This is a genomic window from Salinicola sp. CR57, from assembly GCF_003206585.1.
GTDB lineage: Bacteria > Pseudomonadota > Gammaproteobacteria > Pseudomonadales > Halomonadaceae > Salinicola > Salinicola lusitanus.
The window spans coordinates 237,672-264,210 of sequence record NZ_PZJL01000007.1 but is presented as its reverse complement, the minus strand read 5'-3'; the positions used below and the strand labels follow the sequence as shown (position 1 = coordinate 264,210).

Below are 26,539 nucleotides of genomic sequence, written 5' to 3'. Positions count from 1 at the left end.
AGTCCCGCGCCTTGATCGGTATCGTGGTGCCCGCGCATGACGAGGAGGAGACACTCGGCGCCTGTATCGCTTCGCTGCAGGTCGCTGCCACGCATCCGGCCTTGCAGGCCGAACCCGTTCGGATCGTGATCGTGCTGGACGCCTGTCGGGACGGCTCTGCAGCGATCGCCTGCCAGGCCGGCGTCGCGCGGCTCGAGGTCGCCTTTACCAACGTCGGCCGAGCCAGGCATCACGGGGCGTGCTGGGCGATCGACCAGGGCGCGCGGTGGCTGGCCTTCACCGACGCCGACACGGTCGTCGAAGACGACTGGCTGGCGCGCCAGATAGCCAGCACCGCCGACGTGGTGTGCGGCAGTGTCCATCTGCTCGATTGGCAAACGCTGCCTCGCGCGCTCCGGCGTCGCTACCTCGACAGTCGCCGGGCAACACCGGACGGCCATCACATCCACGGCGCCAATCTCGGTGTGAGTGTCGCTGCCTATCTCGCGGTGGGGGGCTTTTCGCCATTGACCGCTGACGAGGATGTCGCGTTGGTCGAAGCACTCCGCCAGCGGGGATTTACCGTCGACTGGTTGCAGGAGATGCGGGTCAGAACGAGTTCCCGCCGGGCCGCCCGGGCGCCGGGGGGGCTGGGGGCGTTGCTGCAGTCGCTCGAGTAGGACGTCAATGGCGGGCGCCGTGGCATTCGCGTTAGGCTACCGCCATTCTCAGGTCGTTGGAGACGCCACCTCGATGCAAGGACGGAACATGACTCGCTGGCGCGATCCCAAGAAGGATCCGCGCCAGGAGAAGAAAAGCAATCTGATCACGCCACAGGGTTTCGATCGGCTTCAGGGCATTCACGATCATCTCTCCCGCGTCAAACGTCCGCAATTATCGACCAAGGTCGGTGAAGCCGCCGCACTAGGTGACCGCAGCGAAAATGCGGACTACACCTACAATAAGAAGGAGCTCAACCGGGTCATCGCGCGAATCCGCTATCTGCGCAAGCGCCTGGACGAGCTGCAGGTCGTCGATCGCTTGCCGGCGGATACGGGAAGGGTCTACTTCGGCGCCTATGTCACGCTGGAAGACGACAACGGGGAGGAGCTTGGGGTACGCCTGGTCGGCCATGACGAAACCGATACCGGCAAGCACTGGATCAGCGTCGATGCCCCCCTGGCCCGGGCACTGCTGGGGAAAGCGCTGGACGACGACGTCGTGGTCGCGGCGCCCGGCGGCGAGACCCACTATATCGTCACCGACATTCGCTACACGGACCTCGATCGTCAGTAAAAAGTCTATTAGACCTTTAAATGAATCACCATGGATTCAGAAAGTGGCATAACGGCCGATAGACAAACTCGACAGTAGTGGCGTCGACGAATCGAGATGAACGATATCCACCGAGGACAGCCCATGCAGGAGGCCAGCGAACCCCCAGCGGTTCTGTTCGCGCGGCAGCCGATTTTCGACGCCTCCCTGGACATCGTCGCATTCGAGCTGCTGTTCCGTCCCACCGATGGCGGCCCGATGCCGATACCATTCGATGGCAACCGGGCGACCAGTACCGTCCTGCTGAATGCCTTTACCCAGGGCGACCTGAACACGGTCAGCCAGGGCAAGCCGCTGTTCGTGAATTTCACCGCCGAGACGCTGAGCGACGACCTGCCGTTCGACGCCTCGCGACTCGTCGTCGAGCTGCTCGAAGACATCCCGTTCGACGACGCCCTCCGCGACCAGTTGCAAGCCTTGCGGCAGCGGGGATTCACCCTCGCGCTGGACGACTACGCGGAAGCCGACGCCACCCACCCCTGCCTGCCATTCGTGGATATCGTCAAGCTCGAGTACCCGCACTACAGCGCGGAAGGGTTCGATCATATCGTCCGACAGTTACGCCGCCATTACCCGAAGCTCAGGATCCTGGCGGAAAAACTGGAGACGGAGGAGGATATCCGGTGCTGCCAGCAAGCCGGCTGCGATCTGTTCCAGGGCTACTTCCTCGCTCGCCCCCAGCTCGTTCACGGCGCGGCGGTCACCACCGACCGCCTCGCCATCCTCAAGCTCATCGCGACGCTCAACAAACCCAAAGTCAGCGTGGGCGAAATCTCTTCGGCCATCGAGCGCGACCCGACGCTGGGTGTACGCCTGCTGCGGCTGGTGAATACGGCACAGTATCAGCGCCGGGTCCACATCACCTCACTGCACCAGGCCGTGGCCCTGATCGGCACTCACCGTATCCGCAGCCTAGCCACGTTGCTGGCGCTCTCGGAGATGGAGGACAAGCCGGAATCCCTGCAGCAGCTTGCGCTGTCACGCGCCTGTCTGTGCCGTGAACTGGCATTCGGGGACCCGGATCTGGCCGAAAAGGCCTTTATCGCCGGTCTGTTCTCCTACCTGGAAGCCTTTTTCAATCGGCCCCTCGAGGAACTCGTCGAATCCCTTCCCCTGCACGCCTCGATCACGGCTGCGCTGCTGCGTCAGGAGGGTCCGGTCGGCACGCTGCTGGAGGCCGCGACTCGGCTGGAGAGCGGCGAGTGGAACGAGATTCCCTGGGCATGCCTGAATTCACTGGGCATCAAGCCCGCGAACGTTGGCGAGGCCAATCAGCGTGCCCTGCAATCCATGAGGGAGCTGCAGACTAACGCCAGGCTTTGATCGCCCGATAAACCCGGAAACGTCGATCATCGGCCAACACCTCGAAATCACCGAAGGCGGCTCGCAGCCACTCGGGATACGGCAGGAAGGCGTTGGCGACCAGGGTCAGACTGCCGCCGCCGACGAGATGCGCCGGCGCCTCTTTGATCAATCTCTCGGCGGGCCCGTAATCGATGGCTCGCTCCTGGTGGAACGGCGGATTGCTGACGATGGCGTCGAAGGTGGCGTCGATCTGCCCGTAGACATCACTCTGGACGACGCGGCCGCTCAGCCGGTTGGCCGCCAGGGTGCGACGGGTCGCCTCGACCGCGAACGCGTTGATGTCTCCCGCCGTGACCTCGCACCCCTCTCGGGCCAGCCAGGCCGTCAGAATGCCGTCGCCACACCCCACGTCCAGGGCCCTGATCGCTGACTTGCCGGAGGCCGGCAGTGGCGACCGGGTCACGGCCTCCATCAGCAGCCGGGTGCCGTCGTCCACCTTGCCATGGCCGAAGACGCCCGGGTGCGTCGCCAGGGTCAGGCCATCCACCGTCAAGGTGCGCCAGACGGACTCGGTATCACCGGCGTTTTCCGCAGTGCGGGTGGCGAACAAGGTGCAGCGGCGCGCCGTATCCAGTTTCCGACACGCCTGGTCCAGGCCCGCCAGCACCTTGGGAACCCGCTTGATGCCTCCCTGGTTCTCCCCCACGATCTGCAGCGGCGTGCCAGCTGGCAGCGCCGCATTCAGCGCCGTCAACCACCATGCCCCCAACGCATGACTCTTGGGCCAGAACAGCACCGCCCCCGGCACCTTGGTGGGTGGCGGCGTCAAGGCGTCGTAGGCCGGTCGCCCCGCCCGCTGCCACGCCGAGCAAACATCCAGGTCCGCGCTCCAGACCAGCCCTCCGCCCGACTCCAACCAGCCGTCGCGTGGCGGCGCGACCCACAGCCAGCCGCGATAATCGGCATCCTGGCGCGCCAGCAACTGACAGGCGGGGGACTGCATCGCCATCAAGACATCTCCTTGGGGTCGGTGCCGTCGGCACGTCGAATCAGATAGTGAAGGTAGCGCCCCAGCCGCCAATGCGGCTCGACCCGGCAGTAACGCTTCTCGAGCTCGATGATCGTCTCGAGTTGCGCCTCGCTCGGTGAGCGCTCACGCAGGTAGTCGTGGAAAATCCGGATGCCGGCGACACTTTCGATCACCAGCCCCTCCTCCCGACACCAGCGCTCGATATCGGCATGCGTCAACGGCGAGATCGGCGTCAGGCGTTGGCGCCGGCCGGTGCCCGACAGCCGATCCTCCAGCGCCTTGTCGAGATTGCCCTTGACCACGTTGGAGAAACGCAGCGCATCGCGGTTGAACACCATCAAGGAGAGCCGGCCGCCCGGCGCCAGCAACGCGTTCAGGATGGAGAACGCCTCGCGCGGCTGCGCCAGCCACTCCAGCACCGCATGACAGACGACCAACGGCCACGGCCCCGGAGCCAGTTCGGGCAACGCCTGGATTGGCGCCTGCAACGTCTGGACAGGCAGCCCGCCGAAGCTGGCCCGCGCCCCCGCCAGCATGTCCGCCGAGGGTTCCGCCAGGGTGACGCGATGGCCCCGCTCGGCCAGCCAGCCGCTCATCTGGCCAAGGCCACCGCCGACATCCAGCGCCGGCCCACCCTCCGGCGGCAGGGCGTGGGACAGCAAGTCGTCGAGCACCGCCAGACGGATCTGGCCGCGCGCCGTGGCATAAAGGCTGTTGGCGAACTTGTCGGCCAGGCCGTCGAAGATCCGGTCCTCTTTCACGGGAATATCGTTACCGTGCCGCGTGCGCGAGGCGGTGTCATCAGAACAAGGCATGAGATAGCGATGGCTCGAATCGGGAAGGCGGCATTGTACCAATGCCAACGCAGAGCGTCCCGGCGCAATAGCGCCAGCGGGTTTATCTTGGCGAATCCGGCGCTTATACTATGCGCCGCCAGAGACGCATGCACCGTCCATTCCATGGCGGCCGTCACTGCCCACCGATCTCGCCCCCATAGCTCAGCTGGATAGAGCGTCCCCCTCCTAAGGGGAAGGTCTCAGGTTCGAATCCTGATGGGGGCACCAAGTCGATCTCTCCCACCAGGCATGACCCTGCAGCCTAGCACGCTTACTGGCGAGCGAATCGCGCAACCTGACGCCACCGATGAGAGAGTCCATCACCGCGGCGCCTCGACGACCTCGAGCGTGAGATCGACGCCCAGTCGATCCAGCATGCGCCGGAAATCGCTGACCGAATAACGCGCGTCTTCCGTGACCAGTGTCCTGATTCTCCCCGCACCCACAGTCCCGGAGCCAAGATTCGCCACCACACTCTCGGCGGGGTCCAGAAACCGGCATTGAGGGCGCGCACGCTCGAAAAACGCCTTCAGCCATGGCAGGTGCGTGCTCGATAGCGTCAACACATCGATATCGGGCTTCCGCCGAAAGAGGGTCTCCACGAAGTCGTCGACGCTCGCCTGTGTGCCTTGCGGGTCGAACAGAAACGCCCCGCTTTCGACCAGCTCCACCATGCTCGAGGCGTTGATCAGCTCGACACTGGCACCGGCGAGGTCATGAGACGCGACGAAGCTCTCCAGCATCTCGCTTTCGACCAGCGACTCGACGCCCATGATGCCCACCGCCTGATTGGTCGAGGTTGCCAGCGCCGCCTCCAGGGGTGGAAAGACACCGAAGACCGGCAAGCGCGTCAGGGGGCGCACCGATTCGAGTACGGTGATCGATGGCGCGTTGGAAGCGATGACGATGGCCGAGGGGTCGAAACTCTCCAGAAAGCGCAACGTCCGCTCCATGACCCGAGCCAACTCGTCGGGCGCCTTGTTCCCGTAGGGAAAACTGGCACGATCCGCGAAGTAGATCACATCCTGTCTAGGTAATCGCCGCTGTATCTCCGCCACGATGGCGTAGCTGCCGATTCCGGCATCGAAGACCGCGATGGGCCGGTGCAGGGCTCTCGATTCCATGAAATTCCTGATCTCCGTGAAGGCTTAGCGGTGTGAAGTGGCCAGGGCGCCACCCGCTGCCATGAAAAGCCCGCCGGTGGTGCGGTTGAACAGGCGCACGCGGCGCGGCGTGCCAAACCAGCGGCTCACCGTCGAGCCTACCGAGGCGTAGGCAGTCATTGTCGCCAGATCGACCGCGAGCCACGTCAGCGCGAGGATCACGAACTGTGACCACTGCGGCTGACCTAGGTCGATGAAGTTGGGAAAGAGCGCGCCGAAGAACAACAGATCCTTGGGATTGCTGATCCCTACGGTGAAGCCCTTGCTGAATAGCCGCCGCCTGGAGCGAAAGCCGCTCGTAACGTCCATATTGGCTTCGGGCGATGCCATTGGCTCGGCGGGCGCACGCCACGCCTGGATGCCGAGATAGACAAGGTAGGCCGCACCTACCGCTTTCAACACGACGAAGGCGGTTTCCGATGTCGCGAGAATTGCCCCCAGGCCCAGAGACGACAGCGCCATCAAGGCAAGCGATGCCAGGGCGCCCCCCACCACCGTCGCCAAGGCGCGTCGCCGGCCGTGACGCAACCCGTGGTGCATGCAAAGCAAAGCGACAGGGCCCGGAAACAGGATAAGAGCGGTGATAACACCGAGGTACGTCAGCCATACGGCAAAATCCATCGTTTCGAGTCCTCGTGTGGAGCGTGATGGCATCTAAGAGGGACGGGCGTCATACCTGATGACCCGTTCGAGCTTATCTTGCGAGCCTTGATTCGTCTCGACCTTATCGAGCTACCTGGCTCTCCCCTTCCCCGGCTCGAGTTCGGGCGCGATAGCCACAAACCAGCGATATTGGCTCAGGCAACAGATAGACAAAAGGCGCATTCCTGAGAGAGCCAGCGTAAGCCAATGTGTTATCACATGGTAACGAGTGGAGTGGCTGTGGCCACTACAGAAGCTTGGCTCGGCGGGATTTACGCCGCCACCGCCGGCGCGCTGTCGACTCCCCTCCCCGCCTGCGCGCTAAATGGGTTGGTTTTGATGCAGCGTTGCAAAGGGCGCTAGGCCGCGCCAGCACTGGGGCGGCAGTGCGATTTGGCAGGCGGAAAAATAGTGCGGAATGATGCATTTTGCAGCCTACCCGACGAAAGGTGGGGTGCCTTGGATAGAGAAGTGCAACGGAATGTGGCAGATTGATACAAAAGAAAGTCCTGACAGAGCTTGAGAAAGTCGACGAATTCCATCCCATGGCGGATCGCCTTAGGACGGCCGCATAAACGTTAATGAGTGTTACCCAGAAAGCACGGTTATTGGTGCCATTCCGCCTAGTCACACTTAATTATTATATTTACAACTAGATCATGTAACCATATGGCTCACGGCATAACATTTCTGGACGTGTCAGCGCGTTAATTCGATACCAGAGCATTCTGTCTAATATCTGCTAGACAAGAAAAGGAATAATTCGTGAAAGATCGCTTTACGTCAGTTGTCTTTAAAAACTATAAGGCCCTAAAGAGTTACTCTGTTTCTTTGAACGAGTTCAACGTTCTTGTCGGGCCAAATAATGCTGGAAAATCCACTATCGTGGGAGCTTTTCGAATTCTTTCGGAGGGGATGCGAAAAGCCGCAGCGAGAAAGCCTCAATATATTGATATTGAAGGCATTGACACCTTTGGTTATTTCATTCCACTTGAAGGACTCCCGGTCGCCACGGAGAATATCTTCACCAACTATGATGAATCTAAACCCGCCACTGTCGAGTTCAGATTGTCCACTGGAAACAAGTTAAAGCTAGTTTTCCCCGAAAACAACGTATGTTGGCTATTAACTATACCAAAGGGGAAGCCGGTTCAGTCGCCGTCTGATTTTCGTCGCGTTTACAACGCGTCAGTTGGTTTTGTACCAGTTTTGGGCCCTGTGGAACATAATGAGCAACTATATCAAAAGGAGGCCGCACGTCTAGCGTTGCTGTCCCACCGGGCGTCAAGAAATTTTCGTAATATTTGGTATCACTACCCTGATGAATTTGATAACTTCAGGGAACTCATTGGCACAACATGGCCAAGCATGGACATAGAGCGGCCAGAAGTAGACACAACTCATAAAAGTCCTGTGCTACATATGTTTTGTCCAGAAGAAAGATACCCAAGAGAAATTTTCTGGGCAGGATTTGGCTTTCAGGTTTGGTGTCAAATGCTAACCTACATAGTCAGATCAAGAGAAGACTCTCTTCTCATTATCGATGAGCCAGATATCTATCTGCATTCAGACTTGCAAAGACAGCTAGTAGAAATATTAAGGCAATCTGAAACCGATGTATTAATAGCAACTCACTCCACTGAAATTATATCAGAGACCGATCCGGGTGATTTGCTTGTAATAAACAAAAGAAATCGATCAGCTCGTCGCATCAAGGATCCCACTCAGCTACAGAGTATATTCGGCGCGCTAGGATCGAACCTAAACCCCACATTGACACAGCTTGCCAAATCTCGGCGTGCAGTCTTTGTCGAAGGAAAGGATTTCCAGATTTTATCCTCCATATCACGAAAGCTAGACCGACAAGCAATTGCAAACCGATCAGATTTCGCAGTAATACCAGTAGAAGGATTTAATCCCGCAAAGGTTCGGAGTTTTTCAGAGGGAATTGAGGCAACTTTAGGGACCAAGATTTTGAAGTGCGTTATATTCGATAGGGATTATCGCGCAGATGATGAAGTAAAGAAGGAAAAGAAAGATTTTGACAAGTTTTGTGAATTCTTCCATATCCACGAAAGGAAAGAAATCGAGAACTATCTTCTTGTCCCTTCAGTACTTGAGAAAACAATACAAAAACGAGTAAAAGACAGGTCAACAAGAACGAATAAAAAAATCACATTCAACGAAGATGTCGAGCAGTTGTTAGCCGAGCTTACGCAGCAGCACAAAAGCCATGTTATGGGACAGTTCCTCACTAAAAGATCGGCGTCGTTAAAAGCTGCAGAACCAAGCCTTGACACAGCCACTATAAACCAGAGGCTACTAGACGAGTTTGAAGAAACTTGGAGTGAGTTGCAGAACCGCTTAAAGATTGTTCCAGGAAAGAAGCTGCTGGCTAAGTTGAATGAATACTTGCAAGATAAATACGATGTAACACTGTCTCATTCAGCAATACTGGCCTCTATGAACGCTTCGGACATTCCCGGCGAATTGGCTAGCCTTATCGACCAGCTTGAGCTGTTTCGCAATAGTGATCCATAATTTGTCTAACAATGCCGTCACCCCGGACTCATTTTTCGTTCGCTGGGCTCACTGCAAATGTGCCGGTGACGGCTGGCGTTATGGACCCTAAGGAGGTGATACACAGGTGTGGAAAAAAACTCAAGAATACACAGCGATGATTGGAGGAGTTTTCTACAAGAACATCGCGAATCCTCTTGTCGTCAATGGAGAACCTCTGATTTCGTTAGCCAGAAACGAAGAAACAGGAATCCTTGGGGTATCAGTTGACTTGTACAGCGACAACGGCCAACTAGTTTGTCGCGTAATCCACAATGATATTTGCGATTTAAATGAGGAATTCTTCGTACTCCAAGGGTCAAACAGAGCCTCGGTAATAAACAAGAAAACAGGCCAAGTTTTCCTTGACCTCTCACGGGGTATTTCCGATCAAGCATATGAGCTTGAGCTTTCGTTTCTAAATATACTAGATGGTTATCCATTCATCCTCCACCCAGAACGAACTAAACTAGGAACATCTAATGAAAACGAGGCCCCGAATATATCTCGGCTCACGATAACTTCCGAAAAGTGGTCACAAGGTGCGGCGGTTGGCATCAATAACTCGAAAATATACCTCCTAGGCATGGGTGTCGAAAACCTATTAACCGGATTGAGCGTGAGGGTGGGCGGCAGCAATGGAACCAACTAAACATCAGATGGAATCACTGGGAAAAGCAAAGGCAGAATTTAGCGAGAGATGGAATTGCATACACAATCCGTTTCCAAATTGCCTTCATCACTACACCTCCGCATCTGGTTTAATCGGGATACTCTCGTCAAAATCATTTTGGTTGACTGACTTACGCTATATGAACGACATGTCGGAGCTTCAATATGCACAACAAGTAATAGAGCGATGCATCTCCGAGAAACTGTATGATTCAAACCTAAGTTCCATCCAGAAAGAGTTTTTATCTCGAATATCGAAAAGCTATAGCCCATTTGAATCTGGGGCTTCCGTTTACTCAGCATCTTTTTGTGAGATCGGGAATCTTCTAAGCCAATGGCGAAGCTACCGGGGATATGGCGGAGGATATGCTATCGGATTTGATTTTTTCCATGCAATGCGACTTTTAAATAAGCAATGCGTACTCAGGAAGGTGATTTATGATGAAAAAGAGCAAATAAATCTTGTTCGTGAAGTAGTAGCTAGCTTAGTTAAAGCTGTTGGAGACGCCACGACAGGGGACCAATTGGAAAATGTGTCAAACACATTTTTGCCGACCGCTTGCCAAACATTTTCAGGGTTGGCAGGTGAGCTAATGTTTTGCTTGAAGCATCCTGATTTTCATGAGGAACGAGAATGGCGTCTTGTCCATTTTTCTAGGCACACATCTCCAGTGGAAAGAAATACATCTTCTCCGCATTTTAGGGAGTTTCAAGGGAACATTATTCCGTACCATTCTGTGAGCTTCGAAGCTGCAATAGACGCGTCTAACAACGACCTGTCAGGGATCGGTTTTCCGATTCGGAAGCTTACCATAGGGCCCACAATAAGCAGCGATTTGAATGAGCAGTCGTTGAGGGCTTTGATGTACAGCCTGAGCAAAGACATTGAGCCGCGTATTGAGAAATCCGAAATCCCATTGAGGTGGCTATGAATGCATAACAAGGCCGTAAACACGGACGCAATATCAGTTTGCTCCGGTCACCACAATTGCGCCGGTTAGGCTGTCGTTAAATAGCGATCGTTGAGGCTTAATGAAGCCTTCTTCAACGGCAAGATATCTGTTTCGAGGGTTACCATCCAACGTGGGCGCAGTCTGTGGGTGTATCAATTGAACACTCCGGCGTTCACAAAGTGCCACACGACATTTCAGTGGTAGCGGGCTTCATCGAGTATGTATTGTCGCGAGCCAAAAATTCGGGAGCAAGTAGAGATCATCATGGCGAAACGCGATTTGGACAAGAACAAAACTAACAATCGCCTCGGGCTTCTTCTTGATGACACAGTGGTTGATTTTGGGCTGTCTGTAGTGCCCGAAGGTATGAGCGCGGATGATGGTAGGCCAGCAGCATAAGTGGCCCACCGCTAACAATAAGCGGCAGCGGAGCAAATTCCGCTGCGCTCTATTTGCCCGCTGAGCTAAGCGTTATACAGTAGGCAACGACCACTTCTGGCCGAATACCGTTTGTCATATAACACTCGCCATGGATTGGGTTTTAATGAACTTCGTGAAGCTACGATTATGCTTCTCAACGAAAAGCCAACCGGCACGCTCCTGAGTCACCACTGATGAACAGCCGGCAATCGGCTATTCTGGCTAACCTAGGTCCAAGTACGAGCATTCATAATGCGGCTCGAGGCCGTCGCCTACCCCACCTTGACCGGTGCGATTATACGGGCGTGCTCCTTGTGCCGATGAATCCCCATGGTATATCAGCAGGTATATTCATATTTTCAAAACTTCACTTTTCATATATGAATCAATGGCTTGTGCTTCGTCATCTAATCCTGATGGTTTCCAATAGTCCCACAAAAAACCCGTTGATCACGGCTTACTATCGCCATCGGTGCCCCCTTCATATCAAGAGCGGTACACGGACGGCGGAATCAATGCCCGATCTCCTGCTCCCCTTGCTCGATTGTCGCGTGTAAACCGGCATGCTCTTGTCCTCACCAAAGACCGCAGCAACCAAGCTAAGCTTCGGGGACAGCCAGCCCCGCTGATCATGCGGCGCGAGCCACGAACTCACGAGCAGGTGCCGCCGCGTTAGGGGATATCCCGCATTTTTGCGCGGTCCTGGGAGAGATAGGTTGTGTGGGATACCCCGTACACGTAAGGAGTCTTCGATGAGCGATCAGAACACCACCGACAAGCAGCCACAGCGCGACCCGGCCGAAGAGAACGCGTTCTTTCCCTCGCCCTATTCGCTGAGCCAGTTCACCACGCCGAAGTCCGACCTTGGCGGTGCCGACTACCCTGCCCCCTATCAGGGCGACAAGAAGGTCCTGATGATCGGGGCAGACGAGCGCTATCTGCTGACCGACAACGGCAGTTTCTTCTCGACCGGTAACCACCCGGTGGAAACGCTGCTGCCGATGTACCACCTCGACAAGGCCGGATTCTCCTTCGACGTGGCCACGGTCTCGGGCAATCCAGTGAAGTTCGAGTACTGGGCGATGCCGTCCGAGGACGAGGAGGTGAAGCGCTTCTTCGGCAGCTACCATGAGCAGTTCAAGCAGCCGCTGAAGCTGGCCGATGTCGTCGCGGATGGATTGGATGACTATGCGGCGATCTTCATTCCCGGCGGACATGGTGCGTTGATCGGCCTGCCCGAAAGCCAGGATGTCCGGGCCTCCCTTGAATGGGCCGCCAAGCAGGACCGCTTCGTCATCTCGCTCTGCCACGGTCCGGCCGCCTTCCTGGCAGCCGGTGACAGCGGTATCTATCGCGGCTACAAGATCTGCGCGTTCCCTGATGCCCTCGATGCCACCACGCCGGACATCGGCTATATGCCAGGCCACCTGACCTGGAAGTTTGGCGAGAAGTTGAAAGCTCAGGGCTTCGAGATCATCAATGACGACATCTCCGGTGCCGTCCACCAGGATCGCAAGCTGATCACCGGTGACAGCCCGCTGGCAGGCAACGCCTTGGGCAAGCTGGCAGCCCAGGCCATGCTCGAGGAACTGGCTGGCTGATGGTCTCGTCCCCGTCGGCGGCTTCGGGCATCAACAGCGCCCTCGCGATCGAGGGCGCTGAAACCCTGGCGAGAATCCAGGCAGAAGTCCGCACCTTCGCCCGGCAGTTCGGCTATGACCGCTTCGTGCTGTTCTCGGCTTCGACCTCGGAGGAGGGCCTGGTCGAGCGTACCTACTGGGTCGAAGGTGACTGGTTCGGCGATGGCCAAACCGTCGATGCCGAAACCTACGTGCGCCGTTGCCCGGTGACTCGCCATATCTTCGAAGCACGTGAGCCGTTCTTCTGGACCAAGACAGCCGATGACAGTGGCGAGCGCTATCGCGTGGTTCGCCTACCCCGTGGGCCAGGGCTCCATGGCATCCAGGTGCCAGTGTTCGGCCCACAGGGGCTTGAAGGCGCGATGAGCCTGGGCGGCGAGCGGATCGACGCTTCACCTCAGGCAAGGCTGGCCGTCGGACTCGTCGCCAACGCCGCTTTCTTCAGGGCTCGGGAGCTGCTGGAATCGCCAACGGATGGCGCCATCGGCAGCTTGTCCATTCGCGAGCGTGAAGTCCTGACCTGGATAGCCGCCGGCCGACGCCAGACCGAGATCGCCGCGATACTCGGCCTGTCAGAACGCACGGTCGAAAATCACATGCGGCGAATTCGCCAACGCCTCGGCGTCACGACCACCGCCCAAGCGATCAGCATCGCGATACGCCGCGGCGAGATCGTCTCCTAGACCGACAATATCGGCTTATCGCCCCTGCCTCGCTGTCATCGCCTCCAATGCTCGAACGACACTACCTGCCCGAACTCGACACATGGCGTGAACATATCGATGCGATTCTTCCGCCAGCGCCGGGGCGGCGTCGAGGGTCGAGGGTCGAGGGTCGAGGGTCGATCCTGCGTTAACCAACAGCGTTCCGGTCGGGTGCCAGCGTCATCGCATCCGGGGCGTCAAGCGATCAACCGTTGCCGAGTGGCTTCCAGCGCGGCCTCCAGACTCAGAGGACGATGGAAAAAGTAGCCCTGGCCGGCATCGCATCGAAATTCCCGCAGCCGATCTGCGGTCGCCTGATCCTCGACGCCCTCCGCCACGATCTCGAAGCCAAAATGCTGCAGCATCTGGATCAGACGGAAAACGATGGCTCTGCTGCCGGCGTTCTTGGCGACGTCACTGACCAGGCTCCTGTCCAGCTTGATGACATCCGCGGGGATGCGCCGGAGGTAGTTGAGATTGCTGTAACCACTCCCGAAGTCATCCAGCGCCACCCTGACTCCGGCATCTCGAAAGGCCTGGATGGTTTCGACCGCACGGGGGTCCTGGAGCAGCTCCTCCATCTCCAGGCACTCCACCTCCAAGTACCTGGGGCTGACGTCCTGCTCGTCCAGCATGTCGAGGATATCCGGCGCGAAGGACTCCTCGAGCAAGTTCGTGGTCGTGACATTGACGGACACGACCAGAGGCACGCCTTCTAGTTCGAATCGCTTGATCGCGTGAATGGCCTCACAGACGACCCATTGGGTCAGGGGACTGATCAACGTGGTTTGACTGATCAGTGGAATGAAATCCAGCGGCGGCACATTGCCATACCGCGGGTGATGCCACCGAAGCAGTGCCTCGACCCCCACCACCTCGCCCGATTGCAGGCTCACTCTCGGCTGATAGACCAGATACAGCTGATCGGATGCCTGCAGCGCCTCCAGCAGCCCCGTCGTGAGTTCGAGCTGGCGGCGCTGCGCCTGGTCGAACTCCACGCAGTAAGGCATCACGGCCTTTCTTTTGCTCAACGCCTCATGCAGCGCGCTCAGCGCCCGTCCAAAGGCATCGACGGGCCTGGTGACCCGGGGTTCGAAGTCGTAATAGCCGATGCTGAGACTCAGTCGGGTCGGCAGATTCGTCTCATATTCACCATCTGACACCCTCGTGGCCACCGCCTCCAACGCCGTGAAGGCGACCGGTTTATCTGCCTGAGTGACTAGAATGGCGAATCTTGAAAGCGTTACCGCATAGAGAATCTGATTCGAGGGTAATGAAATCCTCAATAGATTGGCGACGTCCCGCGACTGGCTCTCGACCGCATCGATGCCGAACCCATGGATCAGCTCGTTGTAGTAACCCGGCCTGATGGTTTCGACGAATATCAATGTCGCCGGCAGAGCCGCCTGTTCGGGCGGCCGCTGATGGAGCGTGTTCAGATCCCTGATCAATTTCTGCCGATTGGGCAACATCGTCACGGAGTCGATGAACCCGACGGTATTGCTGGTCTCGAAGATGCTCTTGGCCAGCTCGGCGAGGGTGACGAGGATTTCTCGGTCCCGCTCGCTGAGCGAGCGTGGCTGGTAGTCGATGGCACAGACACAACCCATGGCCTGCCCCTCGCTGGAGAACACCGGCGCCCCGGCATAGAAGCGAATCCGGGGTTCGGCCACGACGAGAGGATTGTTCCGATACTCTTCATCGAGCGTCGTGTCTTCGATCACCGTCAGCGCATTGCGCTCGATGGTTCGCTGGCAGATGGCAAGGTTGGCTGGCGTTTCGCTCACCGGGAAGTTCTGCTTCGCCTTGATCCACTGGCGCTCCTCACCGATCAACGTCACCAGGCTTGTCGGAACACCGAGGAGTTGCGTGACGAGCCTGGTGATATTGTCCAGCGAACGGTCCGGCCCAAGCTGCGCGAGTCGCTGGGCCTCCAGCGTCGCGAGCTTCTGGCGTTCGCTCTGGGTAAGATTTCTATCGACGCCCAAGCCTTACTCCCGAATGATGAGCAACATCGGAACAGATCTGTCTTCCTTATCGGCTTTAACGAGCACAAATTCAATCGATACGAAATCAGAGCGCCCCGTTGACGGGGCGCTGAGCGATTCGATCAGAAGGCCTCCCAATCGGCGCTTTCCCTCGCCGGCTCGAGAGCCCTGGGCTTGAGCTGCCTCGATGCCAGCTGTCGACCCCTTGGCGGATTGGCATTGGCGTGGTTGCTGGTCGCCCGTGACGGGGAACCGTCGGTGTCTTCGGCCCCCTTGAAAAAAGAGACCTCTCTCAACAGCTCGGCCGCTTGCTTCTGCAACGACCGGCTCGCCGCGCTGGACTCCTCGACCAGGCTGGCATTCTGCTGGGTGACACCGTCCATCTGCGAAACGGCGGTATTCACCTGATCGATGCCCTGGGACTGCTCACGGCTGGCCACGGCAATCTCTCCAGCCAGGGTGGTGACTCGATGGATACCCTCGACGATCTCCGCGAGGGCATTCCCGGCCTGGTCGACCAGCGCGGAGCCGGCGTTAACTTGTACGATGCTCTCTTCGACGAGTCTCTTGATATCCTTGGCGGCCTCGGCGCTCCGGCTGGCGAGGTTGCGGACTTCGCTCGCCACGACGGCAAAGCCACGCCCCTGTTCGCCCGCGCGGGCGGCTTCCACCGAGGCATTGAGTGCCAGCAGATTGGTCTGGAAAGCGATTTCGTCGATCAGCCCCACAATGCCGGCGATTTCCCGGCTTGAAGCGTTGATGCCACTCATGGCCTCGACCGCCTTCTGGGCGACTTCTCCCCCCGAGCTGGCCTGTTGGCTGAGGTCATTGACCAGACGGTCGGCCGCCAGGGCATTCTCGGCGTTCTGCCGAACCGTTGAGGTGATTTCATCCATGGACGCGGCCGTCTGCTCCAGGCTCGCGGCCTGTTCCTGGGTGCGGCGACTCAGATCGTCGGTGCCTTGGGCGATTTCATTCGCCGCGAGATCCACGGACTCTGCATTTTTTCGAACGGTCAGGACCACATTGGAGAAGCGCTCCTCCATCGTTTGGAGGGAGCGAAGCATGTCGCCGAACTCATCCTTGCAGGTAATGTTGATGTCGTTGCCGAGCTTGCCTTCAGCCAAAGCGTCGGCGAGCGCACGCGCCTTGCCCAGTGGCGTCATGATGCCGCGTGTCAGCCAGATGGAAAGCCCCACCCCGATGACGATAGCCAGAGCGATAGCGCCAAGCGTCAAGGCACGCGCCCGCTCGTAGTCCGCCGTGGAACTCACGTACGCGGTGCCGGCCTGCTGGCGATTGAGTTCGACCACTTGATTGATCGTGTCCAGAACCCGGGTGTATCCACTATTGAGGCGAGCGCTGGAAATCTCCTGGGCACGCTGGAAGTCCCCCCGCATCATCGCCTCGTACTGCTCGTCCAGATCGGCGCGCAGTGAACTCAGCGCGGTCTGGAATTGCGTCGCCAACTGTTTCTCGGCATCGCTATCGACTCGCTCGGGGTAGTAGTCGGCCCAGGCCTCGTCAGCCTCGGCATCGTTCTCGGCCAGGACCTGGTGGAGCTGGCCGAAGGTTTCGACGTTCTTATCCCTCTGCGCTTGAAGCGTCAGTACCCGGTTGCGTAGAAGAAGATTGCTGACCCGCCCCAGATCCTCCATGGTCACGACGTTTCTATCGTAGGTTCCCCGCATTTTCTGATTGCCGGTGCTCAGACCCCATAGCGCGAACAGACCGATCACGATCACCATCGCGATGCACAGCCCTAGGCTCGCACCGAGACGCAATTTGACACTTCGATTGAGTAACAACATCCATCTTCTCTCCGTGAGGCCCTTCGCTTCCTGCGGTGGGCGATACCCATCAATGCAGCTGGAGACCCGGGAGTGCGTCCCGTAGGCCAGCCACCACGCTTGCGATATCGGCACCCACTCACGAGAACTTAATAATAATTAGCGATTGGAAGGCATAGGCAAAATTGATCACGGGGCGCTCGAGCGTCTGGCCAGCCTCATTCACCTGGCCACGCTCCATGCCCAGGGTCAGGTCGATGCCAGGCAGGCCTTGGCCTGGTTGCATAAAAATGCATATTGATGCAGATTTACGCAAAATCATGCAGGGAAGTCGTCATGCTCAATGTCCCCCAGACCCGGCAACAGAAACTCCTGGCCCGGCTCGCCAACGGCGATGAGCTGATCGCCCAGGAGCTCGCCGTGGAGTTCGAGGTATCGCTGGATACGATCCGCCGCGACATCATCGCCCTGGAGCAACGGGGCGAAGTGCAACGGGTTCGCGGCGGCGCGGTCTCCGCCGCGCCTCCGTCACCGCCGATGCAGTATCGAACCTCGAACCAGAATCCTGCGGTCGCGGCGATTGCCTCCCGCACGCTGCGCGAAATCGAGGGCGCGTCGACGCTGCTGCTGGATGGCGGCACTACCCTGCTGGCGGTGGCCGAGCGGTTGCAGCCGAAGCCGGGCTTGCTGGTCATGACCCCATCGCCGTGGATTGCCGTGGCCTGTCAGAAAAACGGCGTCGAGGTGTTCATGCTGGGGGGAAAATTGAGCCCCAGCGGCGGCATCAACGTCGGCGATACCGCGCTGCTGGCCACGACCGATGTCCATGTCGACATCGCCGTGCTCGGCGTCTGTGGAATCGACCCTGCCTTCGGCCTCAGCGCCGATGACCTGCACGAGGCGCAACTCAAGCTCGCGATGACACGGGCCTCGGCCAGAACGATCGCCCTGGCCTCCCGTGAGAAGATCGGTCGCCGCGCACGCTATCGCGCGGTCGCGCCTGAGTATCTGGACTGCCTCATCACCGACGCCGACGCCAGCGCCGTCACGGACTTCAATCAGGATGGGATGGAAATCATTCATGCCTAGTGCACGCCGGATCTGGCTCGCCGTTGCCGCCGCTTTTGTCCTCAACGGGGGCCTGTTCGGCGCCTGGGCATCGCGGATCCCCACCGTCGTGCAGCGCAACGGGATCGATGGCGGCCAGTTGGGGCTGCTGTTGCTGCTGCTTGCGTTGGGCGCCATCGTCTCCTTCCCGCTCGCCGGCCGTGCGTCGGATGCTTTTGGCGCGGCAAGAACGACACGCGCCATCGCGATCTTCTACACGCTGACGCTGATCCTGATCGCGCTGGCCCCGGGCTTGTGGGTACTGGCACCCGCGCTGTTCCTGTTCGGCGGCGCCCACGGCGCCATGGACGTGGCCATGAACAGTTGGGCCGGCGAGGCGGAGCGATACATCGGCAGGCGAGTGATGTCGTCACTCCATGCGATGTGGAGCCTGGGCGCCGGCCTCGGTGCCGCCGCCGGCTACCTGGCGGTCAAGCTGGAACTGGGGCTGGTGATCCATTTCACCCTCTTTGCCCTGTCGCTCTACGCCATCACGAGCGGGGTCGCCTACCTTCGCTGGCACTCCGAAACCCGCCCACGCGCCCCCGGCGGCAGCCTGTTTCCGCTGCCCAGGGGCGGCCTGCTATGGGTGGGTATCATTGCCATGTGCGCGTCGATCGGCGAAGGCGCCATGGCGGACTGGAGCGCGCTGTTCCTGGTCGCCGTGACGTCGGCCAGCGAAGCGCAGGCGGCGCTTGGCTACACCGTGTTTTCGGTGGCCATGGTGGTCATGCGGCTCATGGGAGATCGCTTGATATCGGCCTTTGGCCCGACGAAGGCGGCGCGCTTTGCCGGAACCTCGGCGTTGGCCGGCGTGCTGCTGGCGGTGCTGTTTGCCAATCTCTACACCGCCCTGGCGGGCTTCGTGCTGCTCGGCGTGGGCTATGCCCTGATCATGCCGTTGGCGATCACCCGGGCTGCCAACGATCCGGAGACGCCGCCGGGCGTGGCCATCGCCAGCGTCTCGACGCTGGGCTACGGCGCGATGCTGGTCGGTCCACCGGCGATCGGTTTTACCGCCCACTTCATCACCCTGCACTATGCCTTCTGCCTGCTGGGCATCTTGGCGTGTTTTATCGTCATTCTCGCGCCGACGCTCGACCGGCGGTGATCCGGCCGCGCCCCGCTAGCGGGTAACGCGATGTCCGCCTCCGACCGAGGAGGATGTCAATCGACGAACGATACGGCTCGCCCTGGTCGGGCGCGAGCCGTTCAAGCCGAATGGCCCAGCAGCACGCGCAGTTCCTGGCGATTCTCGACCAGATCGGCCAGCACATAGCCGTCGAGCACGGCCAGAAAAGCCTGCTGGGCCTTGGCTAGCACGCCCTTCAAGCGGCAGCCCGGTTCGATCGGACAGGTCGATTCCGGCCCGAAGCACTCCAGCAATTCCAGGTTTTCGGTTTGCCTCACCAGCGCGCCGATGCCGATCTCCTCGGCGGGCTGCTGAAGCCGCAGGCCGCCTCCCCGACCGCGCAGGCTGGCCACGTATCCCAGTTGCACCAGGGTCTGGGCCACCTTGGCCAGATGATGGGCAGAGATGCCGTAGTGCGTCGCAGCCGCCTGCACCGTGGCCGGCATCTCATCGCTTCTCACCGCCAGGTAGATCAGCAGTCTCAAGGCGTAATCGGTATGTGTCGTCAGTTTCATCAGCGCTTGACAGTCATAATTTGGTAAATGATACTCGCATTTAAATAGGCATTTAAAATACCGATTAAAATCCTGCCAAAGGAGTCGACATGCCAACCACCGCCCAGATCGAGATTGTCAAACGGACCATCCCGGTGCTGAGACAACATGGCGAGACGCTGACCCGCCACTTCTACGCCCGCCTGTTCGAGCACGCACCCGACGTCCAGCGCTACTTCAATCCCGCCCATCAGCGCTCCGGCGGTCAACAGCGTGCCCTGGCCGGCGCCATTCTCGCCTACGCCCAGCATATCGACGATCCGGCGGCGCTTAGTGACGCCATCGAGGTGATCGCCCAGAAGCACGCCTCGCTGACAATTCAGCCGGAACACTACCCGATCGTCGGCGAGCACTTGCTGGCGTCGATCCGGGAGGTGCTGGGCGATGCCGCCACCGCCGACGTGCTCGACGCCTGGGCCGCCGCCTACGACGAACTGGCGGGGGTTTTCATCGAGCGGGAACGAACGATCTACGCCGAACAGCGCGCCCATCAAGGCTGGGCGGGATTCAAGCCGTTCACGATCGTGCAGCGCGAGCGCGAGAGCGACAACATCGTCTCCCTCTATCTGGTGCCGGCGGACGGCAGCGAGCCGCCCGCGCATTTACCGGGGCAGTATGTCTCGATTCGCATGCAGGATGCCGATGGCCACACTGCCATGCGCAACTACAGCCTTTCCAATGCGCCGGGCGCTGCGGCTTATCGGATCAGCGTCAAACGTGAGATCGGGGATGGCGAGATGCCGGGCGGCGATGTCTCGAACCGCATCCACGACGGCCTGGCTCAGGGGGACCGACTCGAGCTCTCCCCGCCGTGCGGTGCGTTCACGCTCGAGCTGCCGGAGCCCGACGACCGGCCACTGGTGTTCATCACCGGAGGAATCGGTATCACACCGCTGATCTCCATGGCCCACGCGGCACTGCAAGCTTCCCCGTCGCGGCGGGTGATCTTCATCCAGGCCGTGCGCCACGGCGGGCTGCGACCCTTCACCTGCGAACTGGAGACACTGGCCGGCCGTTACCCGAGATTCAGCCTGCACGTCTGCTTCAGCCAGCCCAGAGCAACGGACGGCGCCGGCGACTCAAGCGTCAAGCGCGGCGAGCTGGAGCCGGCAGACCTCGAACGCTGGATCGGCGGTTGGGAGGCGACCTACTATTTCTGCGGGCCGCTACCGATGATGAGCCGGATCGACCGAATGCTGGAAACCCACGGCGTGGCGATTGATGATCGCCGCTACGAGTGCTTCGGTCCCGCACAGCCGCTGGCCGCCCGAGCGGATGACGAGGGAACGCTGGAAACGCACCATGAACCGACCCTGGCCTGACACCCACCGGGAGATAGCGCCATGACCTGCGAATTCATCAATGACCTGGGGTTGGATGCCCCGATTTTTCAGGCGCCCATGGCGGGCGTCTCGACACCGGCCATGGCGGCGGCGGTCTCAAACGCCGGCGGACTGGGTGCGCTGGGCGTGGGCGCGTCGACGCCGGAGAGCGCGCGCAGGGTCATTCAGGAAACCCAAGCGCTGACCGCTCGGCCGTTCAACGTCAACGTCTTCTGCCACGCGCCGGCGCTCGCTGACAGCGACCGCGAGCGGCGCTGGATCGAGCGCGCCCGCCCGCTGTTCGAGTCGTTCGGCGCGACCCCACCGGCACGGTTGAGGGAGATCTATGCGCCCTTCCAGGCGAGCGACGCGATGCTCGAAGTCTTGCTCGAGACCCGCCCTGCCGTGGTCAGCTTCCATTTCGGCCTTCCCCGACCCGACCAGATCGAGGCGCTGCGCCTGGCGGGCTGCCGGCTGATGGCGACCGCGACGTGCCTTGCCGAGGCCCGGCAGATCGCCGGACGCGGACTCGATGCGATCATCGCCCAGGGTTGGGGCGCAGGCGGTCATCGCGGCGTGTTCGACACCGATGCCACGGACGAGCGACGATCGACCCAAGCGCTGACCCGCCAGCTCGCCCAGGAGATCCCCTTGCCGATCATCGCGGCCGGGGGCTTGATGAACGGCGTCGATATCGAGCGCGCCCTGTCCTGGGGAGCGGTAGCGGCGCAATTGGGGACGGCGTTCATCCGCTGCCCGGAAAGTGCGGCCGACAACGCTTACCGGGCTCACCTGGTCTCCGGCGCGGGCACCGTGATGACTCGTGGGATTTCCGGTCGCCCGGCCCGCTGCCTGATCAACCGGTTTACCGCCTGGGCCGAAGATGCGGACTGCAAGGATATTCCGGCCTACCCGAATACCTACGACCTCGGAAAGGCGCTGAATGATGCGGCCAAGGAACGAGGCGAAACGGGCTTCGGAGCACAATGGGCTGGTATCGGCAAAGCGCGGGGCGACAGCCTCCCGGCGGGAGAACTGATTCTGAAGCTGGAAGAAGAGCGACGAACGGCGATTTCAGCCGGCTGATCATCGATTCGGATAGGCGGGTGAGACGGATGGGTAATCCAGTCAAGGCAGTCAGCACAGCGGATAAGAGACCCTGTCGTGACAGGCCTCAGATACGCTGCTGTTCCTTGCCAATTAGCTCCACGGCATCCTGCCGTGCATCCCTGTGAGAACCGCTTCCTGCGGTTTCCTTCCGTTGAGTCGGCACCTCCCTGGTACCGGCCCCCACAGTAGACTCGTTATTCAGCGAATAAGTTGATCCAGATCATCTAACGCGAAATAAAATGCGATACACAGGAATCCGGCTGTCGCCAGCCGGCCGCATCCACACCAAGCCTCCCGAGGCTTCCTTGCCTAGCGTCCCTGGCGGCATGTTTGGGTATGTGGACCCCGTATCATCCCTGACACAAGGCTCACTGTGGTGCAGAAAGCCCAATCACGCCACCGCGAATATCTGGAGCGAGCGCTCTTGCCGCGCTCCGGGCCACTCACAATAGTCCATCAATCATGCGCTTGGCCGGGGTCGCGATACCCGCGCGCGACTGGAAAAAAGAGATGTCTCGAGGCGAGAAGTCTCTAGTCGTCCAGTTCGCGGATCCACCGACGTACCCGGTGACGCCTCAGGCGCGAAGCAAATCGGCGAGTGACGAGACGCGTCGGCACCAGCGCCTCACCAGAGTCTCCCATGGTCAGCGAGAACGTTCTGGCAGCCCCGACGGGCGAATCCTCGCTGCCGTAAACGGCGATGACCCGCAGCTCTATCGACTGGAGCGTGCGCCCATCGGTTGACTGGAAGTTATCGGAGGGGAGCCCGTTGGCACGAAGCACCCGGCCGACGATGTCATGAAAGGTGCCGATGTGATTGTAGCTACCCGAGAGCATCGGCCCCTGCCGAGTCGTTTCGATCAAGCGACCGGACTCCCCCTGCTTGTCAGGCGATTCCTCGAAATCGATCAGGTCCTTGGAGATCGCCTCCCGGTCCGAATGGAGGATCGCGACAATGTGCTCGATGAAGATCGGCTCGGGGCTCATGTTGCTGATGACGCAACGGGCCTGCAGCGTGCGGCCGAACCCGCGATTGATGATGATCTTGGGTTGACGTTGGCGTCTGAAGTTCAGGTACAGCAGTTGCGCGTAGAACAGCCAGACGAAGAGCGTGCATACGCTGGTCAATGCCGTGATGGCCGAGCTGTTCTGGGAAATCCAATCCATCATATCGATGCTCGCAACCTCTTCCTCTCAAGGCATCGCTGCCGACCGCGGCAGAGGAACAACCTTGCGCTCGAGTGATACGCGGTCGAAATCACGCCGGAGCGATCACGTTGCCCCAAGGCGCCAGCGTCCGCAATGCCCGGACAATGAAACGGGGAGAGTCTTCCGTAAAACAAAATGGGGAGCCGGCAAACCGGCTCCCCCTAGCGCTGTTCGTCCCTGAAGCCATCCATGGTCCACTACCGACGGCGGTCCCTGCTCACGCATCCTGCGACATCATCCCTGGGCATGCAGCCAGGCTTCCTTGCCCTTACACACTGTGAACCCTTCAGCCATTAGACAAATTGATCCCCATCAAGAATGCCCAGCCTTTTTGTTTCAAAATGTTTCAAGCCGATGAGGTGAACGCGCTGGATCACGAATGCGAAGCCAGTTTTCATCTCGGCAGCATTCCTTGACGCAGATAACACTTGCCTTAGGGATACCAGCTCTGCACCCCCTTCAGGGCAGCGCTTGGCACTCTTTCGACGCCCTTTTCTCTAAGTCAAATTAGGACTTCTCAAAGCGATAAAATACATTACAATCGGCAATAACGAATTGAGAAGAAATCAATCAAAGCAGTTAATCAAAGTAGTTATTTATATCTATAAACACGGTGCTTTTAAACAAAAGCATTGCGAGGGCGTCTTTCGCCAAAATTTACTGTTCTGGCTAGCATCCCTGCGGCCGCTTCGACCCGGTATGGCAAACGGTCCCCGCTGACTCTTTCCCATAGCCGGGTTATTTTTGTCGTCCGAACCCAGTCTCGCGCCAGGCTGCCACTCTAGCCAAACTCTGGTGAGCAGCCCGTTTCCGGGATGCGTGACTTCCGAAATACACGACACGTAAAACGACGAGCATCCTGCGTTTCGCATTATCATCAAGCCAAGATACCTTAACGGCGAAATTCGCTCATGCCCCTCAACCTTTAATTATTCGGCACCAGTGATGCATTTCACTTCGGGACTGGCAAGGTAAGCAGCCACACCAGTAGCATACTTACCTGTCCATAATGCCCAATAGCCACTCCATGAACTACAAACTCTGCTGTAAGGGCAGCAACCACGAATCAAACGTCGTTTCAGAAGATTGCTTCATCAACGGTATGGTTACTTGGAAACTCTAGCCCTTCGACCGAATCGTATAGTCCGCCATCACCGACCAGTCGCGCTCACCGAGACCCGAATCGACCGTTTCGGCCATCCTTTGATAGACCGCCGCCAGCATCGGTAGCGAACCTTCGGTCTCCTCGGCGGCCTCAGTCGCCAGGCGCAGATCCTTGAGGCCCAACGTCGCCTTGAATCCCGGCTCGTAGTCGTCATTGGCGATATTGGCCGAATAGACCTGATAGGAGCGACTGCCGAACAACGTGCCCAGGATCAATTCGAAGAAGCGTTCACGCTCCACGCCGTTGCCTTCGGTCAGCGAAACCGCTTCCGCCATCGCCTCGATCGCCATGGCAATCATCATGTTGCAAGCGATCTTGGCCGCGTTGGCGGCGGGCGGCCGGTCGCCCATGAGCCATACCTTCTTGCCAATGGCCTCGAACACCGGTTGCACCCGATCAACCACCGCGGCGCTTCCCCCGGCCAGAATGTTGAGTTCACCCTTGGCAGCGACATCCGGCCTGCCCAGCACCGGCGCGGCGACGTAATCCACCCCGGCGTTGGCATGCAGGGCCACCAGTTCGTGCGAGAACGCCAGCGAGATGGTCGAGGCCACGATATGTACCGTGCCTGCTGCGGCATGGTCCAGTACACCCGCTTCCAGCAGCGCTTCTCGAATCGCCGCATCGTCGGGGAGCATGGTCAGCACCGCGTCCCCCTGGAACGCCTCCCGCGGCGAAGCCACCATGGTCACGCCGTCGAGCTCGCCACCGGAACGGTTCCAGGCCTTGACCGTGTGCCCGGCCGCAACGAGATTGCTCGCCATGGCGCGTCCCATCGCCCCTAATCCAATAACGCCGATATCCATTGCCCTACTCCTGTTGTCTGAAGGTTTTCGCCACCAGCCTTCTATTGATGTTTACCGGGACCGCTTGAGCAGCCGGTAATGAGCCAAGTCTTGTCCATGACGCTCTCCTCGATGTCTTCAAAAATCTGTGCAGTCCGTTCATAGCGGCTGGCGTTACGGTCGCCCGGCCCCCGAGATGGGGCCGGACTGATAGGTGTGGCCGGCCAAGCTCATGCGTTCGCCAGGCAGCCAAGAATGTCCGCGGCGGACGTGACATGGACCGTGACCGCTGTCTTTCTTTACGTAGCCGTCATGCAGATTCTCGCCGATCTTTCCCGGCTCAGGCGCCGAAGCCGCCATCGATCGTGTGCATGGCGCCTGTAATGCCGCTCGCGTGTGGTCCGGCCAGATAGGCGGTCAGATGGGCCACGTCCTGGGCGGTGCCGTGACGCTTGATCGCCATGACGCTGTGCATCTGCTCGGCAAGTTCGCCGTCGGCGGGATTCATGTCGGTATCCGTTGGCCCCGGCTGCACGATATTGATCGTGATGCCGCGCGGCCCAAGATCCCGGGCCAATCCGCGTGCCATACCCTGCAGCGCCGACTTGCTCAGCGCATAGGCGGCAAGGCCCGGAAACGGCATTCGGTCGCCGTTGACCGACCCGATCACGATGATGCGCCCACCTTCCTTCATGCTCCGGGCAGCCTCCACTGATGCGTGGTACGGCGCGCGCACATTGACGTCGATCAGATGATCGACCGCATCCGGATCCAGCGTCAGCGGGTCACCCGCTACCAGTACGCCGGCGTTGAATACCATGATGTCCAGAGGCCCCGCCTCACGCACGGTCGCCATCATCGCGTCGCGGTCGGCCGCATCGGTCTGGACCGCTGTCGCCCCGGTCTTCGTCGCCAGGTTTTGCGCCGCTTCGCGTGAGCCCGAGTAGGTAAAACTCACCTGCGCCCCGCTATCGGCGAAGAGAGCCACGATGGCGGCGCCAATACCACGGCTTCCCCCAACGACCAGCACACGCTTGTCCATGAAATCCATGTAGATCACCTCGGGTAGCAAATTGGATAGCGGTCACTATAGAATTAGGCCAGACGCCTGCGCAAGGATTTTTATAGTGACCACTAAA

General features: G+C 59.4%; 23 protein-coding genes and 1 tRNA gene. 13 read left to right on the top strand and 11 right to left on the bottom strand.

Annotated elements, in window-relative coordinates:
* Positions 1 to 11: 11 nt before the first annotated feature.
* The 3 genes from DOM56_RS14000 to DOM56_RS13990 all read left to right on the top strand — a co-directional run bounded on the left by DOM56_RS14000 (position 12) and on the right by DOM56_RS13990 (position 2,637).
* Positions 12 to 659, top strand: coding sequence for a glycosyltransferase (locus tag DOM56_RS14000; protein ID WP_110709731.1), 648 nt, complete (start codon positions 12 to 14; stop codon positions 657 to 659).
* A gap of 73 nt (positions 660 to 732) precedes the next feature.
* The gene (gene greB / locus DOM56_RS13995; protein WP_110709760.1) at positions 733 to 1,275 is read left to right on the top strand and encodes a transcription elongation factor GreB; all 543 of its coding nucleotides are present in this window, start codon (positions 733 to 735) and stop codon (positions 1,273 to 1,275) included.
* Positions 1,276 to 1,371: 96 nt separating this feature from the next.
* A complete protein-coding gene (locus DOM56_RS13990; protein ID WP_110709730.1) occupies positions 1,372 to 2,637 on the top strand; it encodes an HDOD domain-containing protein in 1,266 nt (421 codons plus the stop codon).
* On the opposite strand, the gene DOM56_RS13985 is transcribed toward DOM56_RS13990, so the two are convergent.
* Positions 2,621 to 3,628, bottom strand: a complete 1,008-nt coding sequence (locus DOM56_RS13985; protein WP_110709729.1) for a methyltransferase — start codon at positions 3,626 to 3,628, stop codon at positions 2,621 to 2,623. The genes DOM56_RS13990 and DOM56_RS13985 overlap by 17 nt on opposite strands.
* Positions 3,628 to 4,410, bottom strand: coding sequence for a methyltransferase domain-containing protein (locus DOM56_RS13980; protein WP_232822305.1), 783 nt, complete (start codon positions 4,408 to 4,410; stop codon positions 3,628 to 3,630). Before DOM56_RS13980 ends, DOM56_RS13985 begins: the two co-directional genes overlap by 1 nt.
* 226 nt (positions 4,411 to 4,636) lie before the next feature.
* Here DOM56_RS13980 and DOM56_RS13975 point away from each other — a divergent pair.
* A tRNA-Arg gene (locus DOM56_RS13975) sits at positions 4,637 to 4,713 on the top strand.
* A gap of 92 nt (positions 4,714 to 4,805) precedes the next feature.
* On the opposite strand, the gene DOM56_RS13970 is transcribed toward DOM56_RS13975, so the two are convergent.
* Together DOM56_RS13970 and DOM56_RS13965 are read right to left on the bottom strand one after the other, a co-directional pair.
* Positions 4,806 to 5,609 (bottom strand): aspartate/glutamate racemase family protein, encoded by an 804-nt coding sequence (locus DOM56_RS13970; protein ID WP_110709727.1) that lies wholly within the window; start codon positions 5,607 to 5,609, stop codon positions 4,806 to 4,808.
* Between the two features lie 24 nt (positions 5,610 to 5,633).
* Positions 5,634 to 6,269: a LysE family transporter gene (locus DOM56_RS13965; RefSeq protein WP_110709726.1), complete on the bottom strand. Its 636-nt coding sequence runs from the start codon at positions 6,267 to 6,269 to the stop codon at positions 5,634 to 5,636.
* A gap of 786 nt (positions 6,270 to 7,055) precedes the next feature.
* Here DOM56_RS13965 and DOM56_RS13955 point away from each other — a divergent pair.
* The 5 genes from DOM56_RS13955 (at position 7,056) to DOM56_RS13940 (ending at position 13,217) form a co-directional block, all read left to right on the top strand.
* Complete coding sequence (locus tag DOM56_RS13955) at positions 7,056 to 8,831, top strand: ATP-binding protein (protein ID WP_110709724.1); 1,776 nt, start codon at positions 7,056 to 7,058, stop codon at positions 8,829 to 8,831.
* Positions 8,832 to 8,967: 136 nt separating this feature from the next.
* Positions 8,968 to 9,501 (top strand): hypothetical protein, encoded by a 534-nt coding sequence (locus tag DOM56_RS19735; protein ID WP_157958242.1) that lies wholly within the window; start codon positions 8,968 to 8,970, stop codon positions 9,499 to 9,501.
* The gene (locus tag DOM56_RS13950; RefSeq protein ID WP_110709723.1) at positions 9,488 to 10,453 is read left to right on the top strand and encodes a DUF2971 domain-containing protein; all 966 of its coding nucleotides are present in this window, start codon (positions 9,488 to 9,490) and stop codon (positions 10,451 to 10,453) included. Before DOM56_RS19735 ends, DOM56_RS13950 begins: the two co-directional genes overlap by 14 nt.
* A 1,193-nt stretch (positions 10,454 to 11,646) precedes the next feature.
* Complete coding sequence (gene hchA / locus DOM56_RS13945; RefSeq protein ID WP_110709722.1) at positions 11,647 to 12,495, top strand: glyoxalase III HchA; 849 nt, start codon at positions 11,647 to 11,649, stop codon at positions 12,493 to 12,495.
* A complete protein-coding gene (locus tag DOM56_RS13940) occupies positions 12,495 to 13,217 on the top strand; it encodes a PA1136 family autoinducer-binding transcriptional regulator (protein ID WP_110709721.1) in 723 nt (240 codons plus the stop codon). The genes hchA and DOM56_RS13940 overlap by 1 nt, the downstream gene beginning before the upstream one ends.
* Before the next feature lie 218 nt (positions 13,218 to 13,435).
* Here DOM56_RS13940 and DOM56_RS13935 read toward each other — a convergent pair whose 3' ends face one another.
* From DOM56_RS13935 to DOM56_RS19850, 3 genes are all read right to left on the bottom strand, one after another.
* A complete protein-coding gene (locus tag DOM56_RS13935) occupies positions 13,436 to 15,226 on the bottom strand; it encodes an EAL domain-containing protein (RefSeq protein WP_110709720.1) in 1,791 nt (596 codons plus the stop codon).
* A 122-nt stretch (positions 15,227 to 15,348) separates the two neighbouring features.
* Positions 15,349 to 17,037, bottom strand: a complete 1,689-nt coding sequence (locus DOM56_RS13930; protein WP_110709719.1) for a methyl-accepting chemotaxis protein — start codon at positions 17,035 to 17,037, stop codon at positions 15,349 to 15,351.
* A gap of 118 nt (positions 17,038 to 17,155) precedes the next feature.
* A complete protein-coding gene (locus DOM56_RS19850) occupies positions 17,156 to 17,338 on the bottom strand; it encodes a hypothetical protein (protein ID WP_198655786.1) in 183 nt (60 codons plus the stop codon).
* A 14-nt stretch (positions 17,339 to 17,352) separates the two neighbouring features.
* On the opposite strand from DOM56_RS19850, the gene DOM56_RS13925 reads away from it, so the two are divergent.
* Positions 17,353 to 18,105 (top strand): DeoR/GlpR family DNA-binding transcription regulator, encoded by a 753-nt coding sequence (locus DOM56_RS13925; protein WP_198655785.1) that lies wholly within the window; start codon positions 17,353 to 17,355, stop codon positions 18,103 to 18,105.
* Positions 18,098 to 19,234: an MFS transporter gene (locus DOM56_RS13920; RefSeq protein ID WP_110709717.1), complete on the top strand. Its 1,137-nt coding sequence runs from the start codon at positions 18,098 to 18,100 to the stop codon at positions 19,232 to 19,234. The genes DOM56_RS13925 and DOM56_RS13920 overlap by 8 nt, the downstream gene beginning before the upstream one ends.
* 101 nt (positions 19,235 to 19,335) lie before the next feature.
* Here DOM56_RS13920 and DOM56_RS13915 read toward each other — a convergent pair whose 3' ends face one another.
* Positions 19,336 to 19,770, bottom strand: a complete 435-nt coding sequence (locus tag DOM56_RS13915; RefSeq protein WP_110709716.1) for an Rrf2 family transcriptional regulator — start codon at positions 19,768 to 19,770, stop codon at positions 19,336 to 19,338.
* Positions 19,771 to 19,859: 89 nt separating this feature from the next.
* Between DOM56_RS13915 and hmpA the strand changes: the two genes are divergently transcribed.
* Positions 19,860 to 21,131, top strand: coding sequence for an NO-inducible flavohemoprotein (hmpA, locus tag DOM56_RS13910; RefSeq protein WP_110709715.1), 1,272 nt, complete (start codon positions 19,860 to 19,862; stop codon positions 21,129 to 21,131).
* A 21-nt stretch (positions 21,132 to 21,152) separates the two neighbouring features.
* Positions 21,153 to 22,217: a nitronate monooxygenase gene (locus tag DOM56_RS13905; protein WP_110709714.1), complete on the top strand. Its 1,065-nt coding sequence runs from the start codon at positions 21,153 to 21,155 to the stop codon at positions 22,215 to 22,217.
* Between the two features lie 555 nt (positions 22,218 to 22,772).
* On the opposite strand, the gene DOM56_RS13900 is transcribed toward DOM56_RS13905, so the two are convergent.
* The 3 genes from DOM56_RS13900 to bdcA form a co-directional block, all read right to left on the bottom strand.
* Positions 22,773 to 23,411, bottom strand: coding sequence for a hypothetical protein (locus DOM56_RS13900; RefSeq protein WP_110709713.1), 639 nt, complete (start codon positions 23,409 to 23,411; stop codon positions 22,773 to 22,775).
* 1,158 nt (positions 23,412 to 24,569) lie between these two features.
* On the bottom strand, positions 24,570 to 25,421 hold the full coding sequence (locus DOM56_RS13895; RefSeq protein WP_110709712.1) for an NAD(P)-dependent oxidoreductase: 852 nt from the start codon (positions 25,419 to 25,421) through the stop codon (positions 24,570 to 24,572).
* A 319-nt stretch (positions 25,422 to 25,740) separates the two neighbouring features.
* Positions 25,741 to 26,451 carry an SDR family oxidoreductase gene (bdcA, locus tag DOM56_RS13890; RefSeq protein ID WP_110709711.1) on the bottom strand — a complete coding sequence of 237 codons (711 nt, stop codon included), beginning with the start codon at positions 26,449 to 26,451 and terminating at the stop codon, positions 25,741 to 25,743.
* Positions 26,452 to 26,539 lie beyond the last annotated feature (88 nt).

Excerpts from the sequence above, each read along its gene's own strand:
- DOM56_RS19850 (WP_198655786.1), bottom strand. The coding sequence starts at position 17,338 with ATGATTTTGCGTAAATCTGCATCAATATGCATTTTTATGCAACCAGGC.
- DOM56_RS13930 (WP_110709719.1), bottom strand. The coding sequence starts at position 17,037 with ATGTTGTTACTCAATCGAAGTGTCAAATTGCGTCTCGGTGCGAGCCTA.
- DOM56_RS13925 (WP_198655785.1), top strand. The coding sequence starts at position 17,353 with ATGCTCAATGTCCCCCAGACCCGGCAACAGAAACTCCTGGCCCGGCTC.
- DOM56_RS13940 (WP_110709721.1), top strand. The coding sequence starts at position 12,495 with ATGGTCTCGTCCCCGTCGGCGGCTTCGGGCATCAACAGCGCCCTCGCG.
- DOM56_RS13895 (WP_110709712.1), bottom strand. The coding sequence starts at position 25,421 with ATGGATATCGGCGTTATTGGATTAGGGGCGATGGGACGCGCCATGGCG.
- DOM56_RS13985 (WP_110709729.1), bottom strand. The coding sequence starts at position 3,628 with ATGGCGATGCAGTCCCCCGCCTGTCAGTTGCTGGCGCGCCAGGATGCC.
- greB (WP_110709760.1), top strand. The coding sequence starts at position 733 with ATGCAAGGACGGAACATGACTCGCTGGCGCGATCCCAAGAAGGATCCG.
- DOM56_RS13950 (WP_110709723.1), top strand. The coding sequence starts at position 9,488 with ATGGAACCAACTAAACATCAGATGGAATCACTGGGAAAAGCAAAGGCA.
- DOM56_RS13965 (WP_110709726.1), bottom strand. The coding sequence starts at position 6,269 with ATGGATTTTGCCGTATGGCTGACGTACCTCGGTGTTATCACCGCTCTT.
- DOM56_RS13990 (WP_110709730.1), top strand. The coding sequence starts at position 1,372 with ATGAACGATATCCACCGAGGACAGCCCATGCAGGAGGCCAGCGAACCC.
- bdcA (WP_110709711.1), bottom strand. The coding sequence starts at position 26,451 with ATGGATTTCATGGACAAGCGTGTGCTGGTCGTTGGGGGAAGCCGTGGT.
- DOM56_RS13915 (WP_110709716.1), bottom strand. The coding sequence starts at position 19,770 with ATGAAACTGACGACACATACCGATTACGCCTTGAGACTGCTGATCTAC.
- hmpA (WP_110709715.1), top strand. The coding sequence starts at position 19,860 with ATGCCAACCACCGCCCAGATCGAGATTGTCAAACGGACCATCCCGGTG.
- DOM56_RS13970 (WP_110709727.1), bottom strand. The coding sequence starts at position 5,609 with ATGGAATCGAGAGCCCTGCACCGGCCCATCGCGGTCTTCGATGCCGGA.
- DOM56_RS13905 (WP_110709714.1), top strand. The coding sequence starts at position 21,153 with ATGACCTGCGAATTCATCAATGACCTGGGGTTGGATGCCCCGATTTTT.
- DOM56_RS19735 (WP_157958242.1), top strand. The coding sequence starts at position 8,968 with ATGATTGGAGGAGTTTTCTACAAGAACATCGCGAATCCTCTTGTCGTC.
- DOM56_RS13920 (WP_110709717.1), top strand. The coding sequence starts at position 18,098 with ATGCCTAGTGCACGCCGGATCTGGCTCGCCGTTGCCGCCGCTTTTGTC.
- DOM56_RS13900 (WP_110709713.1), bottom strand. The coding sequence starts at position 23,411 with ATGATGGATTGGATTTCCCAGAACAGCTCGGCCATCACGGCATTGACC.
- hchA (WP_110709722.1), top strand. The coding sequence starts at position 11,647 with ATGAGCGATCAGAACACCACCGACAAGCAGCCACAGCGCGACCCGGCC.